This is a genomic window from Paraglaciecola sp. QJM3NY_14, assembly GCF_056173245.1.
The window spans coordinates 611,749-629,823 of sequence record NZ_CM149664.1 but is presented as its reverse complement, the minus strand read 5'-3'; the positions used below and the strand labels follow the sequence as shown (position 1 = coordinate 629,823).

The window sequence follows — 18,075 nt, the reverse complement described above, 5'->3', positions numbered from 1 at the left end:
GGATTAAAAGCCCCTGCTAATAAAACGGACAGACCTCTGGCACTCTCTTTGCAATATCTCCTATAGACATCAACACAGGCGGAAACTGTCAAAAATTTGGCAGGCCTATAGGAGCAGGTATGGAATTGGCAATTATCTTAATGATGATATTGATTGTGGTGGCAATCGGTGCAGTGAAATTAAATGAACCCAGCTTAACCTTCCCGTTTAAAAAGAAGACTAATTTATTTACTCCTGTAGAGCGCAGCTTTCTGGCTCTTATCGATGAGGCTGTGGGCAACCAATTTAGAGTAATGTGCCGAGTTAAACTGTCTGATGTGGTCGCCACAAGGGAAAGCACCAGCAAGAAAGCAGGCAAAAGTGCGTTGAGTCGTACGAGCGGCCGCCATTTAGATTTTGTTTTATGCTCAAAAGCCGATATGTCACCTGTGGTGGCTATAGACTTAGTGCATGCCACACAAAACGGCAAAGACGGTTATAAACGCCAACGCGATTGGTTTGTCAGCGGCGCACTAGATGCGGCTCGTATTCCCCATGTGCGCATTAAAGTGCGCTCAGGGTATACCGCGCATGATATACGCCAGTGCATTGATGCCAAATTAGCGTCAGTACGCATTGCCTCAAAAAACACCCCATTAGTTGCAGGCACTGCAGGTCAAGTTAAAGATCCTAACATCGCCACACGCCCAACGAAGCCCTTAGGACAAGATCCTATGGCGGCTTAACTTCAAAGGACGCTGTGCAGTATTGATTTGCTGAATAGCAGATATAAAAAAACCAGCATCTGCTGGTTTTTTTTGATTCTAGGAAAATGAATTAGTTATTAACGAATTCAACACCTAGTTTAATGTCGCCACGTAAACCTTCAAGCATAGACTCTTTTGCTTTTTGCTCGAAGTCACTTAGCTCACCGTAAGGTAGAATTTCTTCTACGCCATTCTTGCCCAAACGAACTGGGTGTGAGAAGAATTGTGCGTCATCACTGTTGGTTTCAACATAGGTGTATTCAACCACATTTTCACCGCGCATTGCAGATACAAGCGACAAACAGAAACGAGCAGCGGCTTGGCCCATTGATAAGGTAGCTGATCCGCCGCCTGCCTTAGCTTCAACCACTTCTGTACCTGCATTTTGGATACGAGTCGTCAAACTAGCGACTTCTTCATCAGTAAATTCAACACCTTCCACCTGAGAAAGCAGAGGAAGAATAGTGGTACCAGAATGACCACCGATAACAGGAACATGCACGTTAGCAGGGTTCAAGTCACGTAAATTGCCCACAAACGTTTCTGCACGAATAACGTCAAGAGTCGTTACACCGAACAATTTGTTTTTGTTGTAAACACCCTTAGCTTTCAACGCTTCTGCAGCAATTGCCACTGTGGTGTTAACTGGGTTAGTTATGATGCATAAACAAGCTTCTGGACAATTGTCCGCAACACTGTCAACTAGGTTTCTAACGATACCAGCGTTGATGTTGAACAAATCAGAACGGTCCATACCCGGCTTACGTGGAACACCAGCAGGAATAAGAACAATGTCACTGCCTGTTAACGCTTTAGCTAGGTCGTCTTTACCGAAACCTTCAACTTTTACGTCAGTAGGGATATGACTTAAATCAACCGCAACGCCAGGTACGACAGGGGCTACGTCGTAAAGGGCTAGCTCTGTACCAGCTGGCAATTGAGTTTTTAACAACAATGATAATGCTTGGCCTATACCGCCAGCTGCACCTAATACCGCTACTTTCATAATTCTCTCCTGTGGAATGCTAATCAATTCGCGAACGAAACACTAATGCAAGACCCGCGAAAAAACAAATAAATGCTGAGCTGAAAATGTTCGAATTTGAATGTGAGGGCAAATTGCTTAAGTTCAAGTACTAAGGCAAAATAGCCACTATAAATAGAGGAATATATGGCTACTCATAAGCAAGAAGAACTCATCAAGGCATTTAAGGATATCTTAAAGGCCGAAAACTTTGGCTCTCAAGGGGATATTGTCGACGCGTTGAAAACGCAAAACTTCGACAATATCAGTCAATCCAAAGTATCCCGAATGCTCAGTAAGTTCGGTGCAGTGCGCACGCGCAACGCCAGAGGAGACATGGTCTATTGTTTACCTCCAGAGCTAGGCATGCCTACGGCTCGCAGCCCGCTTCGTCAATTAGTGTTAGATATAGTCCACAACAATGTGATGATCATCATCCGCACAAGTCCAGGTGCAGCGCAGCTCATTGCTAGATTGTTAGATTCCTTGAGTCAAAAAGATGGCGTTTTAGGCACAATTGCGGGCGACGATACGATTTTTATTGCTCCGTCTGATATCAACCAAATTGAAGAAATCCGCATGCGTGTCGAAGCGTTATTCGAAAATGTATGACGCGGCATGTTGCCTGAACACACTAGAGCCTGTACACACACTAGGACTGTACAGGCTCATCACTAACGTTTAAAACGCCGTTGAGCGCTATTACTCAGTAACGTCTACATCTACCCACACCAAGCGATGATCGGATGATGCCTGGCGATTTTGGATCAATCGATAGCTAGCCTCGTCAGATGTTGGCCAAAATACGCCACTGGCGCTTACCTCACCCAGCTTCTTACTAGGAAGAACATAATCAGCCCGCATACGCCAAAAAGCGGTATGAGAAGCTCCCAGAGCGTTTTCGGGGCTATGCACTGCGCCGCCTGCACTCATAGGAATATTGTGGCTATTCACCTTTGAATTTTTAAGCAATGAGCCAATGCCGTCTTTGTGACCATCGCCTTCTTCAGCAGAGGCATTCAAGTCACCCAAGACGACAAAATGCTCACTTCTTAGTCCGCCCCTTTGCTGTTTATCATCATAAATATAATCAGCGCCCTTACCACCCGATATGTAATCAGTCCAAAAACGGATCTCATCGTGGTTTCGCTTTCCATTTCGGTTTTCCGGGCCATCAAAAACCGGCGGTGTGGGGTGGCTTGCTAGAACATGAACTAGCTTACCATCGATGCTGATGGGTACATCCCAATGGGACTTAGACGACAACCTAAATATGGATTTTGCTTGGGGCGTGTACCAATCTACGCCGCCTTCAGTTTTTACGCTGTTAAGCAGCCCGTTAGGCATATCCTTCCACAAGAAGTGCTGAAACGTTCTTATTTTCTCGCGTTTAATGGGAAAACGGCTGAGCAAAACCATGCCGTATTGCCCTGGATACAAACCAAAGGCAAAGGTATCGCCACCATTGTCAGTGGACGTTCCATTATGGTTAAGGTCGACCCCAGAAGGAACGCCCGTATTCACAGGTGCGGTGTAGTAATAAGGGTAATCAATATTCTTGGTGCCTAGCTGAGAGACGGACAAATAGTGATTGATGAATGCCTTTACACCCTTGTCATCATCTGAGGTGTAATCAAACTCGTTCAGTAAGATAATATCAGGGCGCCCACGCTGAATAATCTCAGCAATATTTTTGATCTGTTGATTGTCACCGCTCTTCAAGTTTTCAAACAGCTCCTGGCCGGTCGGTGTTACTCCTTTAGGTAAGTAATTACTCGCCTCCATACTCACATTAAACGTCGCTATCCGCACTGTTTTCGCTTCCGACACTAAAGACACTCCAGCAAATAAAAACAATAACCCCAGAAATTTGTACATTTTTACATCCTTAACACCAATAAAAAAGCCGGCTACAAGAGCCGGCTTTCAATCATAATCATTTAATGATTAGAATCTGTAGTTAACACCGATACGCATTTCCCACAAAGATGCATCACCTTGGCGACTTTGAGGAGATGAATTACCTATTGTCGCAGTATTGAAAGAAACTTCTTCCAAGATACCCCAATCATCGTTAAGGAAGTTAGTGAAGTTATCCATGGTTAAGCTCACCGTTGCCGAGTGACCATCAGCAAATGCTGGTATCTCTTGTCTTACCGCAATATCAACCTTGGTCCACCAATCACTCTCTTGATCGTTACGCTCCGCTCCGATAGGTAGCACACTATTGCTATCTAGATACGGTGTAAATCCAAAAGCACTATTGCCGTCATCTTGAGATAGCGTGAAGCTATATGGTCGACCTGATTGCGCCAACGCATACATGTTGAAGCGTGTTTCTAAACCTGCAAATAGCTCTACTGCGTAACTAAAGTCTGCAGTGAAACGATGCTCAATATTCCAATCTGACAATGAAGATACATCTTCATTAGGATTAGTAAACGCACGATATTGATAGTTAGAAAATGCAACCGAGCTGGTCATAGGCTGCACATCTTCAGCATGGTTATACGAGTAACCAGTTACTAAGCGCAAGCCGTTATCCCAAGTTTTCTCTAGAGTACCAGTCAGTGAATATGACGTTGACACCTCATCAGAATTTGTCAACTCAAGTGAGCCATAACCGTTTCTGTCATAATCCACATAACCAGCATCGGTTATGCCAACTTCTTCAATACCAACGTATTTTATCATCGCTTGGTCTTGCGTAAACGACACTAGTAAATCTGCATTTAAAACATAATCTGAGTCAGTAACATGAGTGATACCCGCTGATACTTTCCACTCACTTGGCATTTTAAAATCTGGATCTAAATTATTTGACTCGAAGTTACCTGCGTTACCGTTGTCTAACAAGTCATCAAGTTCAGATGGAACACCATAACCTGGTCCAACCGGTGCGCCATCTTCAACATTAACCCAAACAACATCGTCATCGAATAAGCTGCGAGAGCCATCATCATAACCAAAATCGCCGCCGTCTACTTCACCGCCAGTTACATTGGTATTTTGATAGTTATTGGTCATCCATACGTTCGGGTTACCACCAGAGAATAGACCAACACCACCACGGATTTCGGTACTGTCACTTAGCGTATAGTTCAAACCAATCCGTGGTTGTAACAAGCTAATACCGTCCAAGTTAGCAGTGTTGCTATAACCATTGCCTGCAAGAAAATCTGCATTCTCTACAGGTTTGTCTGATGTAGTTATCCAGTCGTAACGTAAACCTGCGATTACTTTCAAATCATCAGTTAAATAAAACTCATCTTGAAGGTAAGTGCTGTGTGACGTGTAACCCCACTCAGCAGCTCGGTCATTAATGTCTCCAGAATAAGCATGGCCATACTCAACGTCACTAGCGATGCCATTTTCAAAATCTGCAATGCTATCAAAAGAAAGTGACGTTTCAGCATGCTGTACGAAAATGTTATATATTTCTAAGTCATCGCTCTCATAACCAAACGTGAGTGTATGACCGTTATCCATGTAGTAGTTACCACGGAACATCATGCTAAGTGCGTCCCAGTTCAAGTCATTCACTTGACGGCTATCATCCGAACCTAAAAAGACAGTCATGTCTTCTAAAAAGATCTTAACTTCACCGAAGTCATTCCCACCTACTGTGCCATCACCCGTTAAAGAGTTTTGACGATTGTCCAATTCGGTATAAGAAAGGCGTACTTCAGTTGAGAATTTGTCATTCCAATCAGAGTACAATACGCCTGAGTACGAGGTTAGCTCTGCGCCACGTTCGTAGAAGTGACTAGAAAGTTCAAATTCATCTGAATCCCCATCTGATTCAGCAAAATTATTGCCGTCATTCCAGTTATAGGTAAAAGACGCTCGGTGTTGCTCGTTTATGTTCCAATCTAATTTGACTAAAAGCTTTTCATCTTCGTTTGCAAGGCTTGAAGGGACCGTCCCCGGGTCAAACTGATATAAATCATTCGAGATACGGATAATGTCATCTAATTGCGTTTGCGAGAGAGCAACCTCATTGATTGCACCTGAGCCAGCTACGCCTCGGTCAAAAATATTGGCGCCTTCTAGCTTCTCGTATGCAGCGAAAATAAATAATGTATCTTTGATTAGCGGGGCACCTACGCTAAAACCGTAACGCTTCTCAGTGTAGTCACCGAGATTAATGTCGTCGCCTTCTAAAGAATCACCGCGCAAGTCATTGCTACCGTAATCATAAAAAGCAGAGCCATGCACTTCGTTGGTACCTGTTTTACTTACCGCACTAATATTACATGCTGAGAAACCACCATATATAACGTCGAACGGTGCGATTTCTACTGCAACACCTTCGATAGCATCATAAGAGAAAGGCATTCTTTCAGTTGGGTAACCGTTAGAGTTAAGACCAAACAAGTCATTCATGCGCACACCGTCAACGGTCAAGCTGTTGAAACGAGGGCTTTTACCCACACACTGAATACCGCCGCTTCCACCTTCATCAACGTAGATACGAGGATCGATTCTAACGATATCAGTCAAGTCACGATTAATCGCAGGGGCATTTTCTAACGTGGATAGGTCAAAGTTAGCACCTGGGCCTATTTTACCAAAAGATAAGCTGCTGATTTGTGAAGCTGACACAGCGATGCGTTCAATATTCTCTTCACTGGCCAAAACGCGATTAATGGGCGCCGTTTCACCTAAGCTTAAATAAACATCTTCTATCGTTTGGTCAGCAAAAGTATTTGAGTCAAGCTCAATAGTGTAAGGACCACCAACGCGTAAACCATTAAGATTAAACGTACCTGCAGAGTTAACAGTTGCCGTTTTTACTGCACCAGTTGGTACGTGAGTGACTTTAACTACAGTACCTGCCGCAGGGTTACCATTTGGGCCTACAATTTGCCCTGTCATTCCTGAAGAGGTGGTTTGCGCAAGAGCAGCAGAAGACATGCCTAATGACATGGCTACCGCAAGCGCGATGCTGGTGAGTTTAGTTTTTCTTAGCATTGTGTGTTTCCTAAGGTTTGTGAGTATTAAATCGTGTTAATTTTTATGCCGCTATTATTTTATTTTTATGTTGCATTTATATTACTGCACTGACCAGTAATCAAAAAATTTGACTAACTGGTCAAAAATTCCCTACCCGCTTTCTAATTTTCTTTTTGAACGGTCACTTTTATTTTTATACGTCATGAGGTGACACGATTTGTGACAAACTTTGACTTAGCCAGTGTGAACAAATTTCGCTAAGTAAAAACCCCTCAACAACATTCATAACTTCTTATTATTAATCATTTTAAATCAATAAGTTAACACCTTCAAATAAATTTACCTATTGCTTTAAGTAAGACTAACTGGTCAAATCAGTTCAACAAGTAAACATACCGAACTTGAGTGCAGAATAGAATTTTGTCGATTAACGCGATTGCCTTGCCTATCCTATCCGGAATATTTATGCTCGCCAGCTGGTATGCAGGTGTCTTATCAAGCGTAATAAAAAGTGAAAATTTATCTAATTTAATTTCACAATCGCTCACTTGCCAAACACAATCGGTAAATAATAGTGACGAATTTGTTGTTTTTATAACCGATCAAGGTATGGCTAGCAAGCTCCTTTCGTCTTTGTGCAGTAACCAGACAATTAACCGCCAGTATGGAATTGTCACTGTCCAGTGGAGCCACAACGAGCAAGAAATTATTCAATATGTCGGTAAAGGGATTGCTGATCTTGCCTTGGTCAAAGAAAACGTCATGTTAGCTTTTGCTGCAGAAACGACTTACCGATACCAAACCGTCGCTCAATATAAAGACTACTCCACGTATTTGATTTCCTTAAAAGAGAAACCGGAACTGACTAAACAATATTTATGGGGTAAACGCTTAGGGCTTTTGGACTACCCTAGCAGCCGCTCAGGCCATATTGTACCTAAGGGGCTACTGAATGAATTGGGCATCTCAGAAGCGAATATGAATATCGTATATGTTAATTCTCATGAGGCCCTGCGCGACCTTCTTGCAACTGGTAGTGTGGATATCATATCTTCATTTTGGAAAGAAAAAGACGCGGAGCGCTTTTCCGCTAATTACATCACCCCGATAAACACGAAGGTCAGTGGCAGTAAGTGGTATTTGAAGATGGAAACCCAAAATACCGATTTGATCTGCGAAATACAGAATACCTTGTCGACTCTATCGATCAATACGCAATCAAACTATTACCGCCAGCTTGAGCTAGTGCCCTATCACTGCCCGTTGACAAAGAATTCAAATGAAGTGCTAGACCATGAAAACTAAACTGATTTACGTTGGCCTTTTTACCCTCATATGGTTAATTTTTCAGTTTGCCTTTGTTATTGGCGTTCATTTCCAAGCGATATCAAACCAAGCTCAATTCTTAGCTAACATTGAAAAACGTATTGCAATCGACTTACCCAAATTACGCTTAGCGAACCCCAAATTTAAAACGGTGGCAGATACACGCTCTGTCAGTCACTACATTTCAGATCTAAATCGTGTACTTGATAAACAACGCTCCCCTATCGATGTCATCTCAATACAAGGGATCGTAGAAGCGGATATTCAAAGAGCGGGGGCTAGTCGAGAAACATACCTAGAAACTCATGATCAGAAAATCGCAATCCAGTACGCTGTTAATGCTCCCTCGATAGTAGATTACATTGGGCTTACTCCACTCATACTTGCCACACTGCTTAGTTACCTATGTATTCAAAGGTTAAGATTAACTCACAGAAACACAGCTAACTTACACAAAGAGTTAGAAACGCCCGTGAATCATCAATTAATTATTGACCTAAAAACCAAGAGCATAAGTTATGTCGACGGTACAACGCCAATAATATTACCAAACAAACCTTTTTGCTTTTATGCGGCCCTTGTGGACTATTGCATACAAGATAACAGCGCTAATTTGAGCAACAGCAGTGACGTACCTGAAGAGTTGATTCAGATAGCAAATAAATACTTTTATCGTTTGATCGATTTAGGGCATACCAAACGCAAACGTCCAGATTTTGCAGCCAACCTAGATAAAACGTTGAGTGAAATTCGCTCAGCGTTGGACGAGATATTCGTCGATCATCAAGAAGAAAAGGAGCTGTTCTATCCACCTAAGGCGCAAGGTGAAGGCTCTCGCTCTAAACTGCATAATTACGCGCTGCCTAATATCAGCACAGAAAAAGTCCTCTTTATTGGAAAGTAACTTCTCTCACTGATAACCCACTCAGGTAAAATATACGCCCCCTAACCTCTCTAGTATTTATTTCCAGGATGTTGCAAAGCGCTCTAGGTAAATTTAATGTTTTCAAATTAGTAATGTGCTCACTCTGCATACATAAAAACCTAACCCAACAAAAACTTGACCATATGGTCCACAAATCGTAACCTTGTTGCGTTAATGTTAACCAGAGGGGCTAACATTGTGTGGATTTACCAATTGTCATAAAAATTGCTATATAAATGCGTTGTGAAAACTGACTTTTTGACCGTTCGCTGGTATCTTTCAGACAATCTCATCTCTATCATTTCGGAGTAGTATGTCTGCCCCCCTCGTTATCGCTATCTCCGGTGCTTCTGGCTCGGGTAAATCGCTGTTTACTGAAAACTTGCTTAAAGAATTCTCAGAAGACGGCAAACATGTACAAATACTTCGTGAAGATCATTATTATCGCGCCCAAGACCATCTACCCATGGAAGAGCGAGAAAAGAATAATTACGATCATCCCAAAGCGTTTGAACACGAGTTATTGGTTGAGCACTTACAGGCTTTGAAGAACTGGCAGTCAGTTGATTACCCTCACTACTGTTATAAAACTCACACTCGCTTGGCTCAAACCGAAAAGCTGATGTCAGCACCTGTTATCATCATTGAAGGGATCATGTTGCTAGCAAATCAAGAGCTTCAGCCTTTGTTTGATATTAAGATTTTCGTAGATACACCGCTAGACATTTGCTTATTGCGTCGAATGAAGCGAGATATAGCTGAACGAGGACGCACGTTAGATTCGGTTGCAAAACAATATGAATCAACCGTCAAGCCCATGTATCACCAGTTTATCGCGCCGAGTCGTTTTACTGCTGATGTTATTGTGACCCAGGGTGGAAAAAACCGTATTGCATTGGATGTCATTAAATCTCATATCCAGCAGACGCTACTTTAGCCATTAAAATAACGACGATATAAAAACAATAATTAAGGAGTTAGAATGGTCAGTTTGATTGGCATAGCTGTTCTGTTCATACTTGCGATTTTGCTCTCAGCGCATCGTAAGTCGATAAATTGGCGCACTGTGGGTGGCGCTTTTGCTATTCAGGCTATTATTGGTGCTTTGGTCCTGTACTTCCCCCCAGGGAAAGAATTTTTACTGGGCTTAACCGTCTATGTAAAAAATATAATTGAATATAGCCAACAAGGCATCGATTTCATTTTTGGTCAGTTAGGCAATAAATCACTTGGCTTTATCTTCGCCTTTAACGTGCTCCCTGTTATCGTTTTTTTCTCGTCCTTAATTACCGTGCTTTATCATCTTGGTGTGATGTCTTGGATCATTCGTCTGATCGGCGGGTTCTTGCAAATTGCCCTTAAGACAAGTCGTCCAGAGTCCATGTCTGCTGCTGCGAATATATTTGTAGGTCAAACCGAAGCCCCATTAGTCGTTAAGCCATTTATTCCTCATATGACACGCTCAGAGCTGTTTGCCATTATGGTCGGTGGGCTGGCGTCTATTGCTGGCTCAGTTATGGCAGGTTACGCCGGAATGGGTGTTGAAATTAAATATCTACTTGCGGCTAGCTTTATGGCGGCACCGGGCGGCCTGTTGATGGCAAAGATCATCATGCCTGAAACCCAAGAATTTAAAAACGAGTTGACTGAGGTCAACAACGAAGAAGACAAATACGCTAATATTTTTGATGCTGCAGCAAGCGGTGCAGCATCGGGTATGCATCTCGCGTTGAATGTGGGCGCCATGTTACTTGCTTTCATTGCATTAATTGCACTATTAAATGGCCTTATTGGGTGGGCCGGCGGTCTTGTAGGGGTCGAGAACTTAAGCTTTGAAGTCATTCTTGGGTATGTGTTCCAGCCGCTTGCATGGGCACTTGGGGTACCTTGGGATGAAGCCAATCTCGCCGGTAGTTTTATCGGGCAAAAAATGGTGGTGAACGAATTTGTAGCTTACGTGGACTTTCTGAAATACCAAGCTGACTTATCGCCAGGCACCCAAGCTATTGTTATTTTCTCGTTGTGCGGCTTCGCTAACTTTTCATCCATCGCTATTTTAATGGGTGGCATTGGTGCATTAGCTCCAGGGCGACGTAAAGAAATCGCGCAAATGGGCCTAAAAGCAGTGCTGGCCGCCACTCTCGCAAACTTAATGAGTGCCGCCTTAGCTGGCTTGTACCTCAGCTTATAGAAATTGAAAAAGGAATGACTGCCAAGGTGGGCAATCCATTCACACTTAAAGACAGGAAAGATTATTATGCAATTGCTCGCCGTCGATTACACAGCACCAGACGCGGACAAAAAGTTCGTTGAATCATTGCGCCAAACCGGCTTTGGAGTGCTAAAGAACCACCCTATCGAACAATCAACGGTAACCAGTATCTACGAAAACTGGCAGGCGTTTTTTAATTCTGATGACAAACTGCACTACGCGTTTGATAACCAAAGTCACGATGGCTTTTTTTCAACCAAGGTTTCAGAAACCGCCAAAGGGTTTAAAAAGAAAGATATCAAAGAGTACTTTCATTATTATCCTTGGGGGAAATGCCCTCCTGATTTAAAGCAAGAACTGCAAGACTATTATCAAGCAGCTAACAATCTAGCATCTGAGTTACTCGGTTGGGTTGAGAAATATTCACCGGCAGATGTTGCTGCACATTACAGCGAACCACTTTCTGGCATGGCAGTAGACAGTGATCAAACACTACTTCGTGTTTTGCACTACCCGCCAATTACAGGAAGCGAGGAGCCGGATGCTATTCGTGCCGCCGCCCATGAAGACATCAACCTTTTAACGATACTTCCTTCAGCTAATGAGCCAGGATTACAAGTGAAAGGCACTGGTGACGAGTGGATTGATGTGCCTTGTGACTTCGGGACTTTGATTGTGAATATTGGTGATATGCTTCAAGAGGCATCCGGTGGCTACTTCCCATCTACGTCTCACCGGGTGATTAATCCTCAAGGTGCAGATCAAACTAAATCACGAATTTCACTGCCCTTATTCTTACACCCTCGTCCAGAAGTGGTCTTGTCTGAACGTCACACAGCCAAAACCTATTTAGCAGAGAGATTGCGAGAATTAGGCGTAGCCTAGATATATCTATAGATACGTCAAAAACCTACTTCAATGTGAAGTAGGTTTTTTTTGGCCTAAAATTATATTGATGAACGAGAAAGAAGGTCCAGCTTCCCTTGGTATAACTCCTTCTCTTGCAGGTTTTTAGTGGTGCGTTTGGCCTTCTTCAAGTAGCGCTCACTTAGCGTCATTTGTCCCATAGCATGATATGTTCTGGCTAACGCAAAGAAGATTTCGTGGCGATCTTTATCAATCGCTAGTGCGCGATTAAAATGCGCTAGCGCTCCCTGTAAATCTCCTTGGTCAAACTCACGTCGGCCTAGATCGAGATGATAAAAGGGATTTCGCAGACGTTTACTTTCAACTCGCGCAAGGATCTCCTGAGCCTGCGTCATTTTATTAGAATAATTATATAAATATGCGAGATTTTCCCAAGCGGTCAAGTTATCAGGTGACGACGACAGCGCTTTCAAATACGCTCTTTCAGATAGAGCGTATCGCTCTGAAACTCGGTACAAAAAGCCTAAGTTCACTAACGCTGAATCGAAATTTGGTTCAACTTTCAGCGCCGCTGAGAAATACGCGTATGCTCGGTCTCTGTCATTGGATAAGAGGGCATCCGCGCCTTTGTTATTATAAAACATGGCAATGACTTGTTGTTTTGTTAGCTGCGTTTTTGGGAAGTGCTGTCTCAACGCTTGGGGGTCGAAATCAATTTGGTAACCGCGTTTGTAAAAATAAAAGGAATTAGCACTTCGCGACCTAGGTATTATCTGTAAGTTTATATGCCCATTTAGCAAGCTAATACCGTCTCTGCGAGTCCAATACTCCGGGATCTGTACATCTTGAAACCGAACGCTTAAATCAGCCTCATTGGCTAATGCGTAGGTCATAATTGACAAAGAAAGGCAATTTGCTGCTCGGTTGTGAAAGGTTTCATTGGCCGTCGTATTTGCATCGCCACGATAGAGTAAATCAAAGCTCAACCGTTTAAATATACTGCGCGCCAGTGTTTCCGTTCGTTCGATAGGATCGTCTATGTGCCCCACCGTGCGCTTTACATAGTTTCGCGCATCCTTGTCTAAACGGAAAATGTCTTTTTCAGATTCGATATGGACGTCTTTCGCCAAAGGAAAGGCATCATCATCTAAAATAGAGCCAGATACCTGTTGTACTGTCGGGGCGCTTTGGCAAGCCGTTAAACTAAACAATACTAGTAGCGTTAACCAGAATGAATGCTGCTTCGTAAGATAATTCACGATACTTCTCCTCTTTGCTTCTGCTTCAAATTTAGTTAAAAAGGCAGCATTAAGCTATAACAAAGAGAAAAAATAAGTAACAACTTATTAACAATCAATTAACGGGAAAGTATCTCCGTAATGTAATCTACGTCGTCCTGTATCACCCGCTCAATCATTAGGCGCAGGAAAGACTTCAAGTGCATCAGTCACCATCAACGTCTTTAACGTATCGGTATTTTTCGGCGCAAATTTTTGGATTTGCGCAAACAGTAATTCCAAAGTCGCCATCGCATCGTCCAGAGCATTGTGTGCCGGTACCGCTGGCAAATTATAACGCGCGCGACACACGGGTAACACCACAGCATTTGGCGGGGGCGGACGTAAATTCTTAGTCAGTTGATACAGTCCAAAACGCAATGTGTCTAGCGTTACGACTGTGGGAAGAGGGATATTCAACTTTTTAAATACACCGTTTAACACCGTCATATCAAGATGGGTACAATGAAACACCCATACATGACTACTAGCAAATTGTTTTAGCGCCTCCAACGCGATACGCAACGGTTGCCCTTTGGCAATATGATCAGCGGTTAAACCGTGGATTACCGGGCTTTGATTTAACGAAGCTGTTGTTGATATCACCTGATAATAACAACTTTGCAGAGAAATCTGCTTGCCCTTACCCTCAACCCACCCTATCGATAGAATTTTAGTGTCATTCAAATCAAGGGACGTGAGCTCTAGATCAATACATAAAAAAGGAATGTCAGCCAGTGGCATGCCTAACCAAGCTTCTGGGATAGGTGGCTTAGGTGCAAACCACTTTTTTAGTTTTTTAAACATCAGTCTTTCTCTCTGGGCATACTCGGTTTGCGTTAACCTAAACCACCGGCAAATTTAAACACAGCGGCTTGCTGTGTTCTTCGGATAACGCGCATTGCCTCTTTCAATTGATATTTCTCGATAGACGACAAATCGCTGATCGAAACATAGTTGTCAGTCACCTTATTTTGAATTTGATGACGCCACCGTAAGCGATTAAGAAACAGCCATATATCGCGCAGATTTTTGACGTCTTTACTCGATAACCCTGCGTGTGACAACAGCCCCTCTAGTCGATGAGGAATGGATGGCATGGTTAAGCCATTGGCTAAGGAGTAAATCCGCACTAGGTTGTTGATGATCGCCACCCCACTATTTTTCATATCGATGCAATCTTTTTTAGGTAACCCTTTTTTATATACAAATTTCTGAAACATAGACAAAGGAACATGCCCATCACTGGCGTGACGCGTAAGCGCGGCAATAAACCTCGATTGTTTGAGTAACTCCTTACGCTCCACATGTAATTGAGAAAGCAAAAATCGATTTCCTGCCACTGCGCGTACATCAAGAAATATATTGCAGTTCAAGATAGCTTCCGGACTCGGCTCCCGCACCCAACTTTGTGCTTGCTGAACAGCTTGTTTTATTGACAAACGCAATGCTGGGTTACTGGCCATAATATTTCCAGTGCACAATTTAATACCGCACTTATCTAGGCCCCTGCATACGTACTCAGCCATATCTGCAAAATAGGCAGATTGCTCAGGGTTCGGCTCTGTGGCGAACAGTAATCCGTTGTCTTGATCAGATCCCATGGTCTGGTCTTCTCGCGCTTGAGAGCCGTAAACAAGCCAACAAAATTCCATCGGTGCTTCACCATGCTGTTGCTGATAAAAGCCAATGAGCTTTCGCGTCATAATATCCGTTGCCTGAGACAATACCTTGCCGGCAATATCAAAGTCGCCGAGACGTTTAGCGTGTTTCGAAAAATAATGTGGTAGTTGCCACGAAAGTCTTGTTAATTCGTACAAAGACGGCGCTTTTGTTAACTCGTTAATAACGAAAAGCACATTCCCTCTTTGATGACGTATCATATCGCTCGCCGTCAACATCCCAAGGGGAACCCCGCTGTTTTTATCCACGACGGGTAAATGGTGCACATTGTGCTCGGTCATGACGCACAAGGCATCGAATAATGTCCGCTGATCGCTAATTTTCACTGGGTCTCGCGTCATTATTTCACTAACCGCAAGGTTCACATCGGTTTGCTGCGCCACCACGCGATTTCGTATATCTCGGTCAGTTAGTATACCCACCAGTAATTGGTTATCCGTGATTACAAGAGAAGAAACGCCGCTTTTTGACATAACTTGCACCCCTTGCAAAATTGAGCTGTTGATATCCTCGCTCACAACCCCATCAGAAATCACTTCGCTTATCGGCTTGTAAAGCCACATAGACTTTGAGTCATCTACATGGTCACTATAAATTTGCTCAGAGGTATAATTTCGAAAGAAAACTTCAATACTCGGATGGCTAGCAACACATTGGGCGAAACTTTTTTTCGGGATGCAATACACTAACCCCGGGCTATCGACAGTGACTGCTATTTTATTCGGCTGTTTTTGCCATAAGTTGTCACAGCCGAAATAATCCCCATCACTTACGTGGCGTTCTGATTCAGCGGAATCCTTAACTGAATATTGCCCACTGCATATAAGAAACAATCCCCCTTGCTGCTGTTTCAGAATATTCGTTACATCTTCTTGGCTAAAATAAGCGACCGTAATGGACTGCGCCAACCTATTCATTTCATGCTCATCAAGCACCTCAAAGGGAGCGGAATCGCGCAAAAACTCTAAGATGTGCTGAGGGATATGATTCATTGAAACTCCAAAATAAATAACTGATAGTGGCGCATTTCAATTCTACAAATCTATTGCAATGAAACGTTTTGCCGATACGCTGCGCGAACCTTGATTTGACCAAAGCAGGCCCTGTTTAACAAGAGAATTTCTTATACCAATTTCACGAAATAATTAATCACTCTGCGAAAATTTAAAAGGAACTAACCAAAGCGCTTTTTACTTGATGTATTCACTGTCGTGTAATGTTCAATTGGTCGACTCAAGCAAGTTGACAAACGCTTCCCTTGGTAAGGGTTTATAGAAATGAAACCCTTGAATAGCTGCAACATCCTTTTCATGAAAATAAGCGTGTTCTTGAGATGTTTCTAGGCCCTCTACAACACATTCTAATGAAAAGTGCTGAGAGATATAAATAATCGCCTCAACGATAACTTGGTTATCCGTGTTTTGATCTATTTTCGACACAAAACTACGATCTATTTTGACTGACTTTAGCGGCAACTGATGTAAATAAGAAAGCGACGAATAGCCGCTACCAAAATCGTCCAACATAAAAAATAGCTCATGCACAATTAACGCATTCATAATATAAATAGCGCTGGTAATGTTTTCCATCGCAACGCCTTCCGTTATTTCCAAGCGTAAATAAGAATGGGGGAACGTGAATTCCTCAATTATCTCCAACACTTGAGCAACGAAGTGGGGTTGACTAAACTGTCGCGGGCTAATATTGATACTGATGTAGCGCAAATTTCCTTCAGAAAACCAATCAAGGTGCTGCGAAATCAATACACACGTCTGGCGCAAGACCCATTGACCGATTTCTACAATCAAACCGCATTCCTCTGCCACTGGAATGAATTCCTGAGGCCCAACCCAGCCTAGTTTTTCATCATGCCAGCGCAGCAATCCCTCTGCGGCCACTATCTCGCCTGCCACATTAACCATAGGCTGAAAATACAACTCGAATGCTTCTTCACGTAAAGCCACATGTAGACGCTGCTCTACCTCAGAGCGAAAAGTCGCCATGATTTGTAATTCGTGACGGTAAAATAAATAATCATTGCGACTAGTGTGTTTAATTTTGTACATGGCAATATCAGCGTGTTTTATAAGTTGCTTAGCTTGCTCAGCAATTGATTTATTGGCATTGAGCTCAGGTGATGGAAACAGGGCGATGCCGATACTAAAGCTGGTAAACACAGCGCAACGGGATAACTCAATACTATCCCGAGTGAGGCTAAGCATTTTATCCGCTACTTTGGTAGCCTTGCCAACTGCGCTCTGTTCCGTCGGCCCTATGTCGCCAAGTAGCAAGATGAACTCATCCCCGCCTACTCTGGCCAAGGTATCATCACGGCGGATACAGGCTTTTAATTTGCTTGTGATATTAATCAGCAATTCATCACCAACAGAATGCCCTAAAGTATCGTTTATTAACTTGAAACGGTCTAAGTCGATAAAAAACACGGCCCCATATTGACCATGCTGCTGAGCATTCGTCAGTAAACTTTGTAAGTTGATATTGAGCATTTTTCGGTTAGGTAAGCCAGTCAAAACGTCTTGATAAGTTTGCAATCTAAGCTGCTCTTCTACCGCTTTACGATTACTAATTTCATCCACCAAATTTTGATGCTCTAAGCAAGCTTGGCAACTCACAGCCAAGCGGCCAAATAGGGGCATTAGCGCATTAAGAACGATGTCATCGATAGGCGTCCGTTTGCGTTCGAAACTGATTGCACCAAATTTAGGAATTTTAAACAGATAATAATAAGTATCACCGCGCTGACGGCAGACGCTTTGCACGTTGAGCTGGCTAAACTCGTACACCTGCTCGGTTAACCAGTCATTTGTATCATCTGGGCGATGATTATAAGGGTAGCAGAGTATGTCTGAATCATTTCTTGAGCGCGGTGCTTCTTTAAATACTACTGCGCTGCGTAAACTCAGACGTTTTTTGGCTCTATCGAGAAATAGCTGAAGCATCTTATCTAGGTTGAGATCCAATCCGATACTCATGGCTAGCTCGTGCTGAATAGAAATAATCTGCAAGGTGCGACTCATTTCACTCATTCACAGGCCCCA

Annotated in this window: 14 protein-coding genes; 7 read left to right on the top strand and 7 right to left on the bottom strand. The window is 43.0% G+C overall.

Translation table 11 applies throughout. The features are described 5' to 3' along the window. The first annotated feature begins 119 nt into the window (after positions 1 to 119). Complete coding sequence (locus AC0VYA_RS02715) at positions 120 to 725, top strand: DUF2726 domain-containing protein (RefSeq protein ID WP_475489971.1); 606 nt, start codon at positions 120 to 122, stop codon at positions 723 to 725. A 91-nt stretch (positions 726 to 816) separates the two neighbouring features. On the opposite strand, the gene mdh is transcribed toward AC0VYA_RS02715, so the two are convergent. Beyond that, positions 817 to 1,752: a malate dehydrogenase gene (mdh, locus tag AC0VYA_RS02710; RefSeq protein WP_006992742.1), complete on the bottom strand. Its 936-nt coding sequence runs from the start codon at positions 1,750 to 1,752 to the stop codon at positions 817 to 819. A gap of 165 nt (positions 1,753 to 1,917) precedes the next feature. Between mdh and argR the strand changes: the two genes are divergently transcribed. After that, a complete protein-coding gene (argR, locus tag AC0VYA_RS02705) occupies positions 1,918 to 2,382 on the top strand; it encodes a transcriptional regulator ArgR (protein ID WP_006992741.1) in 465 nt (154 codons plus the stop codon). A 90-nt stretch (positions 2,383 to 2,472) separates the two neighbouring features. On the opposite strand, the gene AC0VYA_RS02700 is transcribed toward argR, so the two are convergent. Further along, positions 2,473 to 3,648: an endonuclease/exonuclease/phosphatase family protein gene (locus AC0VYA_RS02700; protein ID WP_475489970.1), complete on the bottom strand. Its 1,176-nt coding sequence runs from the start codon at positions 3,646 to 3,648 to the stop codon at positions 2,473 to 2,475. Between the two features lie 69 nt (positions 3,649 to 3,717). After that, the gene (locus AC0VYA_RS02695) at positions 3,718 to 6,744 is read right to left on the bottom strand and encodes a TonB-dependent receptor (protein WP_011573447.1); all 3,027 of its coding nucleotides are present in this window, start codon (positions 6,742 to 6,744) and stop codon (positions 3,718 to 3,720) included. Positions 6,745 to 7,335: 591 nt separating this feature from the next. Here AC0VYA_RS02695 and AC0VYA_RS02690 point away from each other — a divergent pair. The 5 genes from AC0VYA_RS02690 (at position 7,336) to AC0VYA_RS02670 (ending at position 12,074) form a co-directional block, all read left to right on the top strand. Then, positions 7,336 to 8,031: a PhnD/SsuA/transferrin family substrate-binding protein gene (locus AC0VYA_RS02690; protein WP_475489969.1), complete on the top strand. Its 696-nt coding sequence runs from the start codon at positions 7,336 to 7,338 to the stop codon at positions 8,029 to 8,031. Then, on the top strand, positions 8,021 to 8,956 hold the full coding sequence (locus tag AC0VYA_RS02685) for a hypothetical protein (protein WP_475489968.1): 936 nt from the start codon (positions 8,021 to 8,023) through the stop codon (positions 8,954 to 8,956). The genes AC0VYA_RS02690 and AC0VYA_RS02685 overlap by 11 nt, the downstream gene beginning before the upstream one ends. Positions 8,957 to 9,290: 334 nt before the next feature. Beyond that, a complete protein-coding gene (gene udk / locus AC0VYA_RS02680) occupies positions 9,291 to 9,914 on the top strand; it encodes a uridine kinase (protein WP_006992736.1) in 624 nt (207 codons plus the stop codon). A 45-nt stretch (positions 9,915 to 9,959) separates the two neighbouring features. Next, entirely contained in the window at positions 9,960 to 11,168 is a 1,209-nt protein-coding gene (locus AC0VYA_RS02675) for a NupC/NupG family nucleoside CNT transporter (RefSeq protein ID WP_006992735.1), read from the top strand. A 66-nt stretch (positions 11,169 to 11,234) separates the two neighbouring features. Then, complete coding sequence (locus AC0VYA_RS02670) at positions 11,235 to 12,074, top strand: 2OG-Fe(II) oxygenase family protein (protein ID WP_011573444.1); 840 nt, start codon at positions 11,235 to 11,237, stop codon at positions 12,072 to 12,074. 62 nt (positions 12,075 to 12,136) lie between these two features. On the opposite strand, the gene AC0VYA_RS02665 is transcribed toward AC0VYA_RS02670, so the two are convergent. The 4 genes from AC0VYA_RS02665 to AC0VYA_RS02650 all read right to left on the bottom strand — a co-directional run bounded on the left by AC0VYA_RS02665 (position 12,137) and on the right by AC0VYA_RS02650 (position 18,063). Then, positions 12,137 to 13,315: a tetratricopeptide repeat protein gene (locus AC0VYA_RS02665; protein WP_475489967.1), complete on the bottom strand. Its 1,179-nt coding sequence runs from the start codon at positions 13,313 to 13,315 to the stop codon at positions 12,137 to 12,139. A gap of 150 nt (positions 13,316 to 13,465) precedes the next feature. Next, the gene (locus AC0VYA_RS02660) at positions 13,466 to 14,140 is read right to left on the bottom strand and encodes an exonuclease domain-containing protein (RefSeq protein WP_475489966.1); all 675 of its coding nucleotides are present in this window, start codon (positions 14,138 to 14,140) and stop codon (positions 13,466 to 13,468) included. A gap of 32 nt (positions 14,141 to 14,172) precedes the next feature. Further along, positions 14,173 to 16,008, bottom strand: coding sequence for a DUF294 nucleotidyltransferase-like domain-containing protein (locus AC0VYA_RS02655; protein ID WP_475489965.1), 1,836 nt, complete (start codon positions 16,006 to 16,008; stop codon positions 14,173 to 14,175). A gap of 228 nt (positions 16,009 to 16,236) precedes the next feature. Beyond that, positions 16,237 to 18,063 carry a putative bifunctional diguanylate cyclase/phosphodiesterase gene (locus tag AC0VYA_RS02650; RefSeq protein WP_011573440.1) on the bottom strand — a complete coding sequence of 609 codons (1,827 nt, stop codon included), beginning with the start codon at positions 18,061 to 18,063 and terminating at the stop codon, positions 16,237 to 16,239. Between the last annotated feature and the right edge of the window lie 12 nt (positions 18,064 to 18,075).

Coding starts and splice junctions, on each gene's coding strand:
- AC0VYA_RS02715 (WP_475489971.1), top strand. CDS start 120: ATGGAATTGGCAATTATCTTAATGATGATATTGATTGTGGTGGCAATC.
- mdh (WP_006992742.1), bottom strand. CDS start 1,752: ATGAAAGTAGCGGTATTAGGTGCAGCTGGCGGTATAGGCCAAGCATTA.
- argR (WP_006992741.1), top strand. CDS start 1,918: ATGGCTACTCATAAGCAAGAAGAACTCATCAAGGCATTTAAGGATATC.
- AC0VYA_RS02700 (WP_475489970.1), bottom strand. CDS start 3,648: ATGTACAAATTTCTGGGGTTATTGTTTTTATTTGCTGGAGTGTCTTTA.
- AC0VYA_RS02695 (WP_011573447.1), bottom strand. CDS start 6,744: ATGCTAAGAAAAACTAAACTCACCAGCATCGCGCTTGCGGTAGCCATG.
- AC0VYA_RS02690 (WP_475489969.1), top strand. CDS start 7,336: ATGGCTAGCAAGCTCCTTTCGTCTTTGTGCAGTAACCAGACAATTAAC.
- AC0VYA_RS02685 (WP_475489968.1), top strand. CDS start 8,021: ATGAAAACTAAACTGATTTACGTTGGCCTTTTTACCCTCATATGGTTA.
- udk (WP_006992736.1), top strand. CDS start 9,291: ATGTCTGCCCCCCTCGTTATCGCTATCTCCGGTGCTTCTGGCTCGGGT.
- AC0VYA_RS02675 (WP_006992735.1), top strand. CDS start 9,960: ATGGTCAGTTTGATTGGCATAGCTGTTCTGTTCATACTTGCGATTTTG.
- AC0VYA_RS02670 (WP_011573444.1), top strand. CDS start 11,235: ATGCAATTGCTCGCCGTCGATTACACAGCACCAGACGCGGACAAAAAG.
- AC0VYA_RS02660 (WP_475489966.1), bottom strand. CDS start 14,140: ATGTTTAAAAAACTAAAAAAGTGGTTTGCACCTAAGCCACCTATCCCA.
- AC0VYA_RS02655 (WP_475489965.1), bottom strand. CDS start 16,008: ATGAATCATATCCCTCAGCACATCTTAGAGTTTTTGCGCGATTCCGCT.
- AC0VYA_RS02650 (WP_011573440.1), bottom strand. CDS start 18,063: ATGAGTGAAATGAGTCGCACCTTGCAGATTATTTCTATTCAGCACGAG.